This window comes from Clostridium tertium (assembly GCF_902652255.1).
In the GTDB taxonomy this organism is placed as follows: Bacteria; Bacillota; Clostridia; order Clostridiales; family Clostridiaceae; genus Clostridium; species Clostridium tertium_A.
Genome location: NZ_CACRTO010000020.1, coordinates 120,175 through 135,075 on the forward strand (window position 1 = coordinate 120,175; position 14,901 = coordinate 135,075).

Sequence of the window (14,901 nt, forward strand, 5' to 3'; positions counted from 1 at the left end):
AATGGCATTAGTAAATATGAAAAAGTTATTATATGATGCAGAAATAGGAAATTACTCAGTGGGTTCATTTAGTGTAGCTAATATGGAAATGGTTATTGGAGCAATAAAAGCTGCAGAAGAATTAAAGTCACCAATAATTATTCAAATTGCAGAAGTAAGGTTAAATCATTCTCCATTACACTTAATAGGACCATTAATGATAGAGGCAGCGAAAAAAGCGACAGTTCCAGTTGCAGTACATTTTGATCATGGATTAACTTTAGAGAAAATAAAAGAAGCATTAGAAATAGGTTTTACATCTGTAATGATAGATGGGTCAAAGCTTTCATTAGATGAGAATATTAATCTTACAAATAAGGCAAAAGAACTTGCGAATATGTACAATGCATCAATTGAAGCAGAAATAGGGATTGTTGGAGGAAGTGAAGATGGTTCTGAAAATATAAAAATGATATATACAGATCCATTAGAAGCTAAAAAGTTTTTTGAGGAAACTAATGTAGATGCATTAGCGGTTGCAATAGGAAATGCTCATGGGGTATATAAGTATAGCCCAAAGTTAAATATAGATATTTTAAAGGAAATAAGGGACAAGGTTAAAGCTCCATTAGTATTACATGGAGGGACAGGCATAACTGAAGATGATTTTAGAGCTTGTACCCAAAATGGAATTAGAAAGATAAATGTAGCTACAGCAACTTTTAATAGTGTAGCTAAAAAAATAAGTGGAATATATAAGTATGTTGAAAATAATGAATATTTTGATATTCATCAAGCTGAAATTCAAGGAGCTTATGAAAATGTAAAGAAACATATTAAAATATTTGGTAGTAAGAACAAAGCTTAGGAGGAATTAATTATGAAATATATTGAGTTTGATAATAGTAGGAAGTTAGATATTATTCCAATAGGAAGAATTGCAATAGATTTTAATCCAGTTGATATTAATATGGAATTATCAGAAAGTACAACTTTCAAGAAATATTTAGGGGGTTCACCAGCAAATATAGCTGTTGGATTAGCTAGGTTAGGGAAAAAGGTTGGATTTATAGGAAAAGTTTCTGATGATCAATTTGGAACATTTGTAACTAATTATTTTAACAAGGAAGGAATAGATACAAGTAATGTTACAAGATGTACAAATGGGGAGTCTCTTGGATTAACATTTACTGAAATTAAGAGTCCTACTGAAAGTAGTATTTTAATGTATAGAACTGGAGTAGCTGATTTAATGCTTTCAGTTGAGGATATTAATGAAGATTATATAAAAAACGCTAAGGCAATTGTAATTTCAGGTACAGCTCTATCTATGAGTCCTTCAAGAGAAGCTTGTTTAAAAGCTTTAGAATTAGCCAAGAAAAATGGAACAGTTGTAATTTTTGATATAGATTATAGATCATATACTTGGAAGAATAATGATGATATAGCAATATATTATTCAATGGTAGCTAAAAATAGTGATATTATAATTGGTTCAAGAGAAGAATTTGATTTAACAGAAGCATTAATGGTTAATGGAAGCACAGATGAGGAAACAGCTAAAAGATGGTTAAACTATGGAAATAAAATAGTGGTAATTAAGCATGGTAAAGAAGGATCTACAGCTTACACAAATGATGGAAAGAGTTATAAAATTAAACCATTCCCAGTTAAATTATTAAAATCATTTGGTGGTGGAGATGCTTATGCTTCAGCATTTATGTATGGATTATTAGAAGGATGGGATATAATGGATGCTTTAGAGTTTGGATCAGCTTCAGCAGCAATGCTAGTTGCAAGTCACAGCTGCTCAGAGGATATGCCACATGTAGAAGATGTTAAAGCCTTCATTAAAGAAAAGAAAGAAGAATTTGGAGAAATGGTTGCAAGGGGATAGATAATATGTTTAAAAGAGATATAAAAGAAGTAGTATGCGAAATGAACGGTGAACATTCAAATATGCTAATGGATGTTAAAACATATAAAATAGCAGAAGGTGAGTTAAAAGAATTATTTGAAGATGAAAAGGAAATGGCAGTACTTTTAATAGATGGTGAAGGAAGTTTTGCTTGGGATGATAGAGAAGAGGCAATAAAAAGAACTTCATTATTTGACGAAGAACCAACTTGTTTACATTTAAGTAAAGGTAAAAAGGTAGTTGTAAAAGCTACTAAAGATATGGAAATATTAGTTCAATGTACAGATAATAATGATGAATTTGAAAGTAAGTTCTATACGCCACAAAATATTAAAAGTGATGTTTTTGGAGAAGGAGTACTTCAAGGAACATCAAGAAGAATAGTAAGAACAATTTTTGATTATAACAATGCTCCATATTCTAATATGGTTATGGGAGAGGTTATAACTTATCCAGGAAAATGGTCAAGCTATACACCACACCATCATCCACAACCAGAGGTTTATTATTACAGATTTGATAGAGAACAAGGTTTTGGAGTATCAATTATAGGTGATGATGCTTTTGTAATAAAGGATAGAAGTGCAGCCTTTATTCCAGGAGGTCTAGTACATCCACAGACTTCTGCTCCAGGATATGCAATGTACTATTGTTGGATGATTAGACATTTAGAAAATAATCCTTGGACAGATAGAATTGAAGATGAAGCTCATACTTGGATGCTTAAGGAAGATGCGAAAATTTGGGAAGGGAAATAGAGGTGAAAGGTATGAAAACTATTAGGTTAACAATGGCACAAGCATTAGTTAAGTTTTTAAACAATCAATATGTAAGCTTTGATGGAAAAGAAGAAAGATTTGTAGAAGGAATATTTACAATCTTTGGACATGGTAATGTAGTAGGACTTGGACAAGCACTAGAAGAAAATCCAGGAGACCTAAGGGTTTATCAAGGAAGAAATGAACAAGGAATGACTCAAGCAGCAGTTGCCTATGCTAAACAAAATAATAGAAAGAAGATTTTAGCATGTACTTCTTCAGTTGGTCCAGGAGCTGCAAATATGATTACAGCAGCAGCTACTGCAACAGCAAATAATATTCCAGTACTTTTATTGCCAGGAGATACATTTGCTACAAGACAACCAGACCCAGTTCTTCAACAAATTGAACAATTACATGATGCCAGCATTTCAACAAATGATGCATTTAGGGCAGTTTGTAAGTATTGGGATAGAGTTTCAAGACCTGAACAACTTATGACAGCAATGATAAATGCAATGAGAGTATTAACAGATGTGGATAATACAGGAGCTGTATGCATTGCACTTCCACAAGATGTACAAGGTGAAGCATATGATTATCCAGAATATTTCTTCAAAAAGAGAATTCATAAAATAGAAAGAAAAGTTCCTACAAAATTTGATATTGAAGAAGCAGTAGAATTAATTGTAACTAAAAAGAAACCAATGATAATCTGTGGAGGTGGGGTTAAGTACTCAGAAGCAGGTGAAGCTTTAGTTAACTTTGCAGAAAAGTTTAATATTCCAATAACAGAAACACAAGCTGGTAAGAGCGCAATTAAATCATCACATAAGCTAAATTTAGGTGGTGTTGGAGTTACTGGAAATCTAGCAGCGAACTTAATTGCTGAAAAAGCAGATTTAGTAATTGGTGTAGGAACAAGATTTACAGATTTTACATCAGGATCTAAGGCATTATGGAAAAATAAAAATGTAGATTTTGTAACTATTAATGCATCAAGATTCCATGCATTGAAAATGGATGCAACATCAGTAGTAGCAGATGCTAAAGAAGGGCTTATAGCTTTAGGAAAAGCCTTGGAGGAAAGAAATTATAAGAGTGATTATAGCTTGGAAATTGAAGAGGCAGCTTCAAGATGGCAACAAGAATTAGATAGACTATATTCAATTGAATATAAAGATGGATTTGTGCCAGAAGTAAGTGGACATAATGATTCAGTGGCTAAAGAGTTTAATGAATTATATGAAGGAAAAGCTCTTCCTCAAACTAGAGTTCTTAAAGAAATTAATGATTTCCTAAAGAAGGATTATGTAGTAATTGGAGCAGCAGGTAGCTTACCAGGAGATATGCAAAGATTATGGGAAACTGATGAAAAAGATAGTTACCATATGGAATATGGATATTCATGTATGGGTTATGAGATAGCAGGAGCTTTAGGTATAAAAATAGCCGAGCCTAAAAAAGAAGTATATGCTATGGTTGGAGATGGAAGCTTTCAAATGTTACATTCAGAATTTGTAACATCACTTCAAGAAGGTAAAAAAATAAATGTTTTATTATTAGATAATGCTGGATTTGGTTGTATAAATAATCTTCAAATGGGAAATGGAATGGGAAGTTTTGGAACGGAATTTAGGTATAGAAATGAAGCCACAGGCTTAATGAATGGAGATTTTATGCAAATAAATTATGCTAAAATTGCAGAAGGTTATGGAGCCAAAGGATATTCAGTTAAAAACTTAGAGGAGTTAAGAGAAGCTTTAGAAGATGCAAAAAAACAAGAAAGATCAACTTTAATTGAGATAAAAGTAATGCCAAAAACAATGACTAATGGATATAACTCTTGGTGGCATGTTGGTGTTGCTGAAGTAACAGATGAAGATTCTATAAGAAAAGAAAAAATACAAGAGAGTTATAATGAAAAGGAATCTAATTTAAAAAGAGCTAGAAGATATTAAATTAATGTGGGGATGTTGCAGAAACAGCCCAAGTTAAAAATTGAAAATGAAGAATTATCTATTGTGTTGTTGCACAATAAAAAATTAAGAATTAAGAATTAAAAATTAATGAAAAAACTCCTTCGGGAGTTTTTTCACTGTGCGACAGCACTATTTAATTTTTAAGAAAGAGGTGTTTTATGTTAAAGTCTGATGTTGATGTCATAGGAATTATAGCTAAGAATAAGGCTAACACTTGTAAAAATCAACCATATAAATTTGTTTTAAGGGGGATAATGGCAGGCTTTTATTTAGTTGTTGCAATTATATTATCATATACTTCAGGGGCGCTTATGAATAATATTTCTATTGAACTTGGAAAAATTACTTCAGCAATGACATTTTCAATAGCCTTAGCTTTAATATGCTTTTTAGGAGGAGAACTGTTTACTGGAAATAATCTAGTTATGGGAATAGGAGCATATTCTAAGAAAACATCCTATAAAGATCTATTAAGAGTATTTGTATTTACTTACATAGGAAATCTTATTGGTAATATTGCAATTAGTTATCTTTTTGTTAAAAGTGGCTCAAATACAAGTTTATTATTAGAATATATGCATCCAATAATTGATGGGAAGCTATCATTATCTCCAAGCGAAATGCTAATTAAAGGAATTCTATGTAATTTTATAGTTTGTATATCTGTAATGGCTAGTATAAAAATGAAGGAAGAAGGAGCTAAGATGACAGTAATGTTTTGGTGTATCTTTGCTTTTGTTATTGCAGGTTTTGAACATAGCATTGCAAACATGGGGATATTTTCAATTGGTTATTTTTTAATGGGAGAGTTGCCTATATATGATGTTATTAATAGTATGTTTTGGGTTACTATTGGAAATATTCTAGGTGGAACAGTTTTATATGCATTACCATTATATAAGATGGCCATTGATTAAAGATAGTATTAAATGGAGCTGTCGCACAATGAAAAATTAAGAATGAATAATGAAAAATTAATGAAAAAACTCCTGAAGGAGTTTTGAAAAGAAGTTAATTTAAGTAATTCTGTAAGAATTACATCAATAATTCTTCATTCTTAATTTTTAATTCTTAATTTGGGCTGTTTGTGCGACAGCCCTATTTATAACAATTAAAGAGGCTTTCATATGGAAGGAAACTTCTATTTATGTTATAATTATAATAAATAATTATTTGGTGGTGGATCATTTAATGTATATAAGTAGCAGGTTATTAAAGGTTATAGATTTCTTGCAAAAGAATAATGTAACTACAATAAAAGATATTGCAGAAGGATGTAATATAACAGAAAGAATGGTTAGATATGATATTGAAAATCTAAATTTCTTATTAAAATTAAATAATATTGTTCCGATTGAGAAATTGCCAAAAGGGAGAATTATTGCTTCAGAAGAATTTATTTCAAGCAAAATAGTAAAGGGTTTCAAGGACTTAAATAAATATTCTAAAGAAGAAAGAATTGAGTACATAAAAGCACGATTATTAATAGATGGAAAGATAAATCTATCACATCTTGCAAGAGAATTAGATGTTAGTAGAACATCTATTAGAGGCGATTTAGCTATGGTTGTAAATGAAATAGAGGATGAAGATATAAAGGTTATAAATAATGAATTAATATCAGATGAAAGAAGCATAAGAACTTCTATATTAAAAAATTTTTCTAAACCATTATTAAAGCTGCAAAGTAAATCAATAACAGAAGAAGAAAGTTTATTAGATAATTATTTAAGAGATTTAATTATTGACGTTAGTCAAAGTAAACTTAGAGGTGTAATTGAATCTATTGCTAAAGATATGGAAAATAAAAATATTAATTATTTTTCATCAATATGGTTACATATTATAGTTTCATTTATGAGATTAAAAAATGGAAAAGTTAGAGAGTGTATTGATGAGGATAAAATTATTAAAGAAAAGAATGCTTATAGAGTTTTAGAGAAGTATATAGATAGTCTACAGGAGATTTTAGGGATAGAATATACAGAAACAGAAATTATAGGTTTGGCTAAGTGCATCGAGGGATGCATGTCAAATAGCATAAATAGTTATGTGTATGAAAATTGGATTGATATAGTATTAATTATTAAAGATACAATTAATGATGTAAGTAAGTTTAGTGGTATAAATCTTACTAATGATGAAATGCTAATTAATGGATTATTAAATCATATAAAACCAGCAATATACAGAATAGTAAAAAATATATCATTAGAAATAGATATATGTATGGATATAGTAGAACCATATACGGATTTGTTAAACTTAATAGAGAAGAATTTTAAAAGACTAGAAAAGATAATTAATATTGAAATTTCAAGGGATGAAATAGCGCTAATAGCTATTCATTTTTTAGCAAGTATAGAGAGAAATAAAGATAAATATGGAGAGTTTAAAAACATATTATTAGTGTGTGGAGGGGGATTTGGAACAACTTCCATTGTAGCTAATAGAATAATTGCAAATTACAACGTAAATATTATAGATATGGTAGCTTATTCAGATTTTCTTGAATATGATTTATCTAATATAGATTATATAGTAAGTCTTTTAAAGATAGATGGAGATTCATTTAAAGATAAACCTATAATTAAAATAAGTCCTTTTATAACTGAAAAAGATAAATCTATTTTGGCTAAGTATTTACCAAAGGTAGATTCAAATAGATATAGATTAAATGAAATTCTAGAGATAGTTAATGATAGTACAGAGATTAATAATAAAGAACAAGTAGCTAATTATTTAGAGAAAGCTATAGTAGAAAAAAATAAAGGTGTTCAGGCTAATAAGACTTTAAGAGATTACATAGATATAGATAAAGCAGCAATTATTGATAAAGTATATTCTTGGCAGGAAAGTATAGCTAGAACTGGAGAGTTATTAGAAAAATCAGGTGATATAGAAAAAAAATATACTGATAGCATAATAAAAACATCAGAAAATTTTGGCGTGCATTTTATTTTAAATAATGGTGTTGTAATACCTCATGGTGAAGTAGATCATCATGTAAATAGATCATCAATAAGTATATTATACGTAAAGGAACCTGTTCAATTTAATTATGGAAAGATAGGACATTTATTCTTTATGATTGCTGCAAAGACAACAAAAGATCATGTTAAGAGCATAGAAGAAATAGATAAGCTTTCTAATAATGTTGAAGCCATAAATGAGTTAAAGAATGTTAATAGTAAAGAAGAACTTGTAGAGGTAATATTAAGACATATTGATTAGTTTATAAAATAATATATGAAAAATAAATAAGTGGAATAGAAGATAATATTAAGCCAATGATACTAAAAAGTGTTATTGGCTTATGTTATAATTATTATGGTAAATTATTAGAAGATATAGTAGATAAAGTGAGGTTCAAGATATATGTAAAATAATAATTTACATAAGAGATAATGCATTAGAGGAGAATTTTCATGAAATATAAGTGTTTAGTTTTAGACCATGATGATACAGTGGTGAATAGTACTTCTACAATTCACTATCCAGCTTTTTCTTTAGCATTAGAAAAGCTACGTCCTGAAGTGAAAATTTCATTAGAAGAACATTTTTTATATAATTTCGAACCAGGGTTTAGTGTTTATTGTAATGAAGTTTTAGGATTCACAGAAGAAGAAATGGATTTCCAAACAAAGAATTGGTTAGAGTATGTGGAGTCTCATATTCCAAAAACCTTCCCTGGAATTAACGAATTAGTATGGGAGTTCAAAAATAGAGGCGGATATATTTGTGTTGTTTCTCATTCTATGAAAGATAATATTATAAGGGACTATAAAGCAAATGGATTACCAACTCCTGATATGGTATTTGGTTGGGAGCTGTTACCTGAACAGAGAAAGCCTTCTCCATATCCTTTAGAAAGTATAATGAAGGAATTAAAAATATCTTCAAAAGATATGATAATGGTAGATGATTTAAAGCCAGGAAAAGATATGGCTGATAGTTGTGATGTAGATTTTGTTGGAGTAGGATGGGCACATTCTATACCTAAAATTATGAATTTTATGAAGAGAAATTGTATTAATTATTGCACTTCTGTAGAGGAACTAAGAAAGATTCTTTTTGAAGTATAAATGGACAAGATAGCGAAATTAGAGAATCAAAATTAAAAATAGGTGAGTATTTGTGTAATAAGCAGGTATTATTTTTATAGAAACATATTAGAGCATAATAGTTTTTTATTAAGATGAACTTAATATGAAAGATAAAGAAGTAGCTAGTAAAAATAGATTGAATTTTTACTAGCTATTTTTATAGTATATATGATGTTTATTACTTACAAGTCTAACTGTTATTGCTATAAGGAAAGGTTATATTTTTTTACTGTTATAAATTCTATAGTCATATATATAAGTATAACTTGTTAACATTTGGCTGATATACAGAGTTACGTTAGTAATAATGATTGAATAAAAGATTTTTCTATAGGAGAGAAATGTTTATTTTTTTTACATGCAAAAAATAATTTTCTTTTTAAATTTAATCCTTCAATAGGCACTTCTATTAAGAGTTTATACTTAAGCTCCGAAGTAATTGCTTTTTTAGGTAATATAGAAATTCCGTGGCCATTTATAATAGATTGCTTTATTCCCTCAATGTTATAAAGATTATAAATATTATTTAAAACTACTCCATTAGTGGCTAGTTGAATTTCAATAAACTTACGTATGGCAGAATTAGGTTGAGATACTAAAAAAGTTTCATTATTTAAATCTTTAATATTAATAGAGTCCTTAGTAGCCCATGGATGATTTGGAGAAACAACAAGTATGAGTTCATCATCTCTAAAGAATTCTGTTCTTATATCTGGATATTCTGACAATAGGTTAGATTCAGATATGAAGGCAAAGGAAAATTTATTTAAGTGTAAAAGTTTTAAAATATTAGGTATAAAATCAATTGTAAAAGAAATAGACACTTCTGGATGATTTTCTTTAAACTTGCTTATATAAGGTGTTACAACGTGTACTCCAATAAAATTAGTAGCTCCAAAAGATATTAGTGGGGAAAGTGGATTGTTAAATTCTAGAAGTTTACGCTCCATTTCTGAAAATTCATCTAAAATTTTCTTTGTATGTTCATATACTATTTTACCATTAGAATTTAATACGACTTTTTTCCCATAACGGTCAAAAAGAGAAAATCCTAAACTTTTTTCTAAAGACTTTATTTGCTTTGATATAGCTGGTTGGCTACAAAATAGTACTTCTGAAGCTTTTGAAAAGCTATCATATTCTACTACTGTATAAAGAGTTTTAAGCTGCTCTATATTCATAATTACCTCCTAATAATATTTAGCATTATTATTTATTATAACCAAAGGTTATATATAAAGTAAATAATGGAATTGGACTGGTATACGGTTTCACTATATAATTAATGTATAAACGGCGTTTATATTTTGGTCTAAAAAAACTCAATATATAACTAAAAAGTTATAATTATATACTTAGGAGGATATTATGAATACTTCATCTTTATCAAAATCATCTAGTAATAATGGAAAACGTGACTGGATGAAAATTTTAGGTATTCCAGTAGCTTTAATTATATTTGGATTACTTATGTCAATGAATACACCTGTTGGAATGTCATTTCAAGGAAAGACTGCGTTAGCAACATTCCTTTCAGCATTAGTTCTTTGGGTTACTCAGGCTATTCCTACATATGCAACAGCATTATTAGTTGTAGTTGTATTGGCAATTACTGGTGGCTGGGACCAAGGTTCGATTTTTGGGGTTTTAGGTTATGACGTTATTTGGTTAATGCTATCTGCTTTTATTATAACATCAGGTATGGAGAAGTCAGGATTTGCAGAGAGGTTAGCATTGTTTGTAGTATCTAAGTTTGGAAAAACTGCTAAGGGAGCACTTCTTTCATTGATGATTGTAAACTTCTTATTAGCTTTTGTAATTCCATCAACTACTGCTCGTGCAGCATTATTATTACCAATAACCATGATGATTTGTAAAATATATAACGCGGTGCCAGGGAAAAGTAACTTTGGACGTCAAGTTATGCTTCAAGAAATACATGTTAATAATATAGCTACATCAGGTATATTAACTGCTACAGCTGCTCAAATAATGGCTGTTGGATACATAAAAGATTTAGCAGGAATAGATGTTACATGGGGTAAATGGTTTATGGCTGGTATGCCTATAGCAATATTAACTATGGTTGCTTCATTTGTTATTGCACAATTTCTTTATCCATTAGAAGTTAAAAAACCTAATTTATCTACTGGAAAAGATGGTCAAGAGAAATCTCTTTCTGAGCAATATAAAGATTTAGGCAAAATGTCTAAAAATGAAATTAAGGCACTTATTATATTTTCTATTACAGTTTTATTATGGTGTACAGATGGATACCATGCCCAAATATTTGGGGTAAAGATAAGTCTAGCGATGGTAGCTGTTGTTTCAGGAGTGCTGTTCTACATGCCATATATAGGATTCCTTAACTGGAAAGAAACAAAAATTCCTTGGGATCTTATGATATTCTCTTGTGGAGCTTATGCAGGAGGATTAGCTTTAGATAAGTCTGGAGTTGCAGCGTTCTTATTAAATAAGGTATTTGGTTCCTTTGACTTAGCTTCTATGAATCCTTTCATATTATTTATGATTGTTATGTTTATAGCAAGTTTTAGTCATATGGTATTTACAAGTAAAACAGTTCGTACTGTTATATTAATTCCAACTACTATTACTTTAGCAATAGCAGCTGGTGTTAATCCATTATTATTTGCACTTCCTGCTTCATTAACAATTTGTGATAGTATTACTCTTCCACCACATTGTAAACCAAATTTAATATTCTATAGCTCAAACTACTTTACTATAAGTAATCAGTTAGTATATGGTTTATTAGTTCTATTAGCTAAGTGGTTAATTATGGGAGTATGCTATTTTACGTGGTTCCGTATTATAGGATTAGTCTAGTTTAAAGCGAAGAAGTGAAATAAGGAGAAGGTTTATGAAGAAGAAAGTAAGTAAATTTTTAGCAATGATTTGCATGGCCGTTATAACTATGTCATATCCAGTAGTTGCTCATGCAGCACAGGATTCTTTCATTATTAGTAAATATAGTGAATCTTTTGTTCCAGCAGAAGATAACAATGCCACTTTAAGTATAGAAATGGTTGCAAAATCTTCTGATGAAGGACTAGTATATATTCCTATGAATGTGGCTGACTCAGAGCTTATTAGTGCAACTATTGATGGAAATGAAGTTTTAGGACAAGTTATTAAAGTAGGTAGTGTTTCATATTTTGTATTAGATTCTAAAGTGCCTGAAACAGAAGTAAATATTACAGCGGAAATAAATTGCCCAGGATTTTATGATGTAAAAGACAGTAATCCTGATACAGGAATTCCAAGTTTTCAGATGAGTTATAAGTTTACTAATAAGAGTCCAAATAAGATTGACTCTTATAATCTAACTATTGCTCTTCCTGAAGGAATGGAGCCAATGACTATTAGTACACCTAAAGATGTAACTCAATATGTATTAGATATGAATGAAAATGGACAACGTACACTTTCAGTAAGTTCTAATGTTGCAGTTGCAGGAAACTCAGCTTTAGAGTTTACTTTTGGAAAATCATTTGTAAGTAGCACTATAAGCAAAATTGTACTTTGGGCAATTATTATAGGAAGTTCTATATTTGTACTTAAAAAGAGATTAGGGGAGGAAGAATAGATGAGTAAAGCTAGAGGGATTTTACTTATTTCTGACGGATTAGGTGATCGTCCTATAGCTGATCTTAATGGACTAACTCCGTTAGAATATGCCAATACACCAACTATGGACTTATTATGTAAGGAAGGAGCAACAGGACTTGTTCATCCATATAAACCAGGGTGCCGTGTAGGTACAGATTGGGGACATATATGCCTATTTGGATATAATCCAGATGATTATTATACTGGACGTGGTGCTGTAGAAGCATTTAGTGCAGGACTAGATATGAAAAAAGGTGATGTAGCTTTTCGTGGTAATTTAGGAACGGTAGATAATGAGTTATTTGTTTTAGATAGAAGAGCAGGACGTATAAATGATAAAGATGAAATTGAAAGTTTAATTTCATCAGTTGATGGATATGAAGTAGATGGATGTAAATTTAAAGTTCTTTCACTTACAGAGCATAGGGTTGCTGTGGTTATGAGTGGAAATGATTTATATTGGAATATAGCAGATACAGATCCAGGAACAGCTTGCGAGGGAAGTAAAATAATATGTCCTATAAAGGAAGATAATATTCAAAGAAGTGCTAAAGCATTATGGAAATTTCAACTTTATGTAAAGGAAATATGGGATAATCATCCTGTAAATAAGTCTAGAAAAGAGAGAGGACAGCTTCCTGCTAACTTTATTATAACAAGAGGATCAGCAGCAGCAATGGAGCTACCATCTATAGAAAGTATTTTTCCAAAGGTTAAGGTTAGTGTTATAGCAGGTGATGAAACAATAACTGGAATCGGTAAAATGTGCAACTTTGACTACGTTGTGGATGAAAGCTTTACTGGTGGATTTGAGACAAATTATATGGGAAAAGCAGAAAAAGCTATTGAAGAGCTTAAAAACCATGATTTAGTTATCGTACATATTAAGGGGACAGACCTTTGTGGACATGATAATAAACCACTACTTAAGGCTGAAATAATCCAAAAGATTGATGAGATGTATAAATATTGGATGTCAAAAATAGATAAGGATAACACTTATCTAGCACTAGTATCAGACCATTCTACACCTTGTCATGTAAGAGATCACAGTTCAGATCCAGTTCCTGCATTTTTATGGGGACCTAATGTAAGAGTTGACGAATGTATAAAATGTGGTGAAAGAGATGTAGCTAAGGGGATTTTAAATGGGTACACTGGTTCACAATTTATGAGCACAATTATGGATTATTTAGGGCATACGAAGAAATATGGTGCTTAATAAAGAAAATGGAGGAAATGATGATTAAATTATATTCAGTAGGTGGTAGCGGTGAAAATGGACGAAACTGTTATGCTATTGAGTGGTCAGAAGGGGCAATTTTATTAGATTGTGGTGTAAAAAGAGAAATTAATGATGATAGAGTAGGGGATTATCCTATTTTAACTAAAGAATTAGTATCTAAGATTAAGTTTGTACTACTATCTCACGCCCATGAAGACCACAGTGCAGCCTTACCATTAATATATAATATGGGATATGAGGGAAAAGTTTATACTTCGAAGCCAACATCAGAAGTTACACATAACTTTATAAATAAATGGAGGAACTTTGTTAAAGAAAATAATGGTTCTCTTCCATTCAATGATGAAGATGTCGCTAAGGTTAATTTTGAAATACTTAATTTAGGATTAAATACTATTGATGGTATTAATATATTTGTTGGTCGTAGTGGACATGTGATAGGTGGAATCTGGTTTGAGATAAATGTCGAAGGTAGGAAAATATTTTATTCAGGAGATATAGTATCGGAACCAATGCTACTGAGTAAGGATATACCAAGTAAATGTGATGCAGCTATTATTAATTGTGCTTATGCAGGAAAAGTTCTTGATCAGAATGAACAGTATAATTTATTACTTAAAGCTATTAAAGAAACACTAGCATCAGGTGGAAAAGTTATATTACCATTACCTCCTAATGGCCGGGGATGTGATATTTATAAGTTTTTATCAGATAAGATTCAGGATCATCCACTATATGTAGATAAAGAAATAATTGAAAACTATAAAAAGCTATCCTTAATGACTGAATGGATTAAAGAAATTAACTATAGAATAAATTCAGATAATATTGTGCCTATAAGTACTATGGAGGAACGTGAAAAAGTATGCGATAATGACGAAGCTTCTGTTATACTTACACAAGATGGTATGCTTACTACTAAGCAAGGAAAATATTATTTTGAACGTTTAAAAAGTGATAGTAAAAATAAAGTTATTATTACAGGACATGTAGCAAGGGGAACTATAGGTGCTGAAATATTTAATGAAGAATATTCTAAGAATAATTCAGTAAACTTAAAAAAAGAACATATAATTTTTAAGGTGCACTTAGATGATGCTGATGTAACTGTATTAAATACTTATCTTCAAGCTAAAGTAGTGATTTTATTCCATTCAGCCAAAGAAAGAACAATAAATGTTATATCAAATCTAGCTAAATTTGGGACTGAGGCAATGTGTCTTTCTCCTGATGATAGCTATGAACTATAAATAGTTATATTATAAAATTTTACGGAACTTAA

At 30.2% G+C, this 14,901-nt stretch carries 12 protein-coding genes; 11 read left to right on the forward strand and 1 reads right to left on the reverse strand.

Features of this window, described 5'->3' with window-relative positions:
• Position 1: 1 nt before the first annotated feature.
• From GPX08_RS09500 to GPX08_RS09530, 7 genes are all read left to right on the forward strand, one after another.
• On the forward strand, positions 2-847 hold the full coding sequence (locus GPX08_RS09500; protein WP_156626577.1) for a class II aldolase: 846 nt from the start codon (positions 2-4) through the stop codon (positions 845-847).
• A 12-nt stretch (positions 848-859) separates the two neighbouring features.
• Positions 860-1,876 (forward strand): 5-dehydro-2-deoxygluconokinase, encoded by a 1,017-nt coding sequence (gene iolC, locus GPX08_RS09505; RefSeq protein ID WP_156626578.1) that lies wholly within the window; start codon positions 860-862, stop codon positions 1,874-1,876.
• A gap of 5 nt (positions 1,877-1,881) precedes the next feature.
• Complete coding sequence (locus GPX08_RS09510) at positions 1,882-2,655, forward strand: 5-deoxyglucuronate isomerase (RefSeq protein WP_156626579.1); 774 nt, start codon at positions 1,882-1,884, stop codon at positions 2,653-2,655.
• Between the two features lie 11 nt (positions 2,656-2,666).
• Positions 2,667-4,616 (forward strand): 3D-(3,5/4)-trihydroxycyclohexane-1,2-dione acylhydrolase (decyclizing), encoded by a 1,950-nt coding sequence (iolD, locus tag GPX08_RS09515; protein ID WP_156626580.1) that lies wholly within the window; start codon positions 2,667-2,669, stop codon positions 4,614-4,616.
• A gap of 179 nt (positions 4,617-4,795) precedes the next feature.
• Entirely contained in the window at positions 4,796-5,554 is a 759-nt protein-coding gene (locus tag GPX08_RS09520; RefSeq protein ID WP_156626581.1) for a formate/nitrite transporter family protein, read from the forward strand.
• A gap of 274 nt (positions 5,555-5,828) precedes the next feature.
• Complete coding sequence (locus GPX08_RS09525; RefSeq protein ID WP_156626582.1) at positions 5,829-7,871, forward strand: PRD domain-containing protein; 2,043 nt, start codon at positions 5,829-5,831, stop codon at positions 7,869-7,871.
• A gap of 194 nt (positions 7,872-8,065) precedes the next feature.
• Positions 8,066-8,722 carry an HAD hydrolase-like protein gene (locus tag GPX08_RS09530; RefSeq protein WP_156626583.1) on the forward strand — a complete coding sequence of 219 codons (657 nt, stop codon included), beginning with the start codon at positions 8,066-8,068 and terminating at the stop codon, positions 8,720-8,722.
• A 314-nt stretch (positions 8,723-9,036) separates the two neighbouring features.
• On the opposite strand, the gene GPX08_RS09535 is transcribed toward GPX08_RS09530, so the two are convergent.
• On the reverse strand, positions 9,037-9,924 hold the full coding sequence (locus GPX08_RS09535) for a LysR family transcriptional regulator (protein WP_156626584.1): 888 nt from the start codon (positions 9,922-9,924) through the stop codon (positions 9,037-9,039).
• Between the two features lie 187 nt (positions 9,925-10,111).
• Here GPX08_RS09535 and GPX08_RS09540 point away from each other — a divergent pair, with 187 nt between their 5' ends.
• Genes GPX08_RS09540 through GPX08_RS09555 form a run of 4 tightly spaced genes read left to right on the forward strand, consistent with a single transcriptional unit; the run spans position 10,112 to position 14,869 of the window.
• Positions 10,112-11,590 (forward strand): DASS family sodium-coupled anion symporter, encoded by a 1,479-nt coding sequence (locus tag GPX08_RS09540; RefSeq protein WP_156626585.1) that lies wholly within the window; start codon positions 10,112-10,114, stop codon positions 11,588-11,590.
• 34 nt (positions 11,591-11,624) lie between these two features.
• Positions 11,625-12,350, forward strand: a complete 726-nt coding sequence (locus tag GPX08_RS09545) for a hypothetical protein (protein WP_156626586.1) — start codon at positions 11,625-11,627, stop codon at positions 12,348-12,350.
• Positions 12,351-13,595, forward strand: a complete 1,245-nt coding sequence (gene apgM / locus GPX08_RS09550; protein WP_156626587.1) for a 2,3-bisphosphoglycerate-independent phosphoglycerate mutase — start codon at positions 12,351-12,353, stop codon at positions 13,593-13,595. It abuts the gene before it with no gap.
• An 8-nt stretch (positions 13,596-13,603) separates the two neighbouring features.
• Positions 13,604-14,869 carry an MBL fold metallo-hydrolase gene (locus GPX08_RS09555; RefSeq protein ID WP_156626588.1) on the forward strand — a complete coding sequence of 422 codons (1,266 nt, stop codon included), beginning with the start codon at positions 13,604-13,606 and terminating at the stop codon, positions 14,867-14,869.
• The last annotated feature ends 32 nt before the right edge of the window (positions 14,870-14,901 follow it).

Excerpts from the sequence above, each read along its gene's own strand:
- GPX08_RS09500 (WP_156626577.1), top strand. The coding sequence starts at position 2 with ATGGCATTAGTAAATATGAAAAAGTTATTATATGATGCAGAAATAGGA.
- iolC (WP_156626578.1), top strand. The coding sequence starts at position 860 with ATGAAATATATTGAGTTTGATAATAGTAGGAAGTTAGATATTATTCCA.
- GPX08_RS09510 (WP_156626579.1), top strand. The coding sequence starts at position 1,882 with ATGTTTAAAAGAGATATAAAAGAAGTAGTATGCGAAATGAACGGTGAA.
- iolD (WP_156626580.1), top strand. The coding sequence starts at position 2,667 with ATGAAAACTATTAGGTTAACAATGGCACAAGCATTAGTTAAGTTTTTA.
- GPX08_RS09520 (WP_156626581.1), top strand. The coding sequence starts at position 4,796 with ATGTTAAAGTCTGATGTTGATGTCATAGGAATTATAGCTAAGAATAAG.
- GPX08_RS09525 (WP_156626582.1), top strand. The coding sequence starts at position 5,829 with ATGTATATAAGTAGCAGGTTATTAAAGGTTATAGATTTCTTGCAAAAG.
- GPX08_RS09530 (WP_156626583.1), top strand. The coding sequence starts at position 8,066 with ATGAAATATAAGTGTTTAGTTTTAGACCATGATGATACAGTGGTGAAT.
- GPX08_RS09535 (WP_156626584.1), bottom strand. The coding sequence starts at position 9,924 with ATGAATATAGAGCAGCTTAAAACTCTTTATACAGTAGTAGAATATGAT.
- GPX08_RS09540 (WP_156626585.1), top strand. The coding sequence starts at position 10,112 with ATGAATACTTCATCTTTATCAAAATCATCTAGTAATAATGGAAAACGT.
- GPX08_RS09545 (WP_156626586.1), top strand. The coding sequence starts at position 11,625 with ATGAAGAAGAAAGTAAGTAAATTTTTAGCAATGATTTGCATGGCCGTT.
- apgM (WP_156626587.1), top strand. The coding sequence starts at position 12,351 with ATGAGTAAAGCTAGAGGGATTTTACTTATTTCTGACGGATTAGGTGAT.
- GPX08_RS09555 (WP_156626588.1), top strand. The coding sequence starts at position 13,604 with ATGGAGGAAATGATGATTAAATTATATTCAGTAGGTGGTAGCGGTGAA.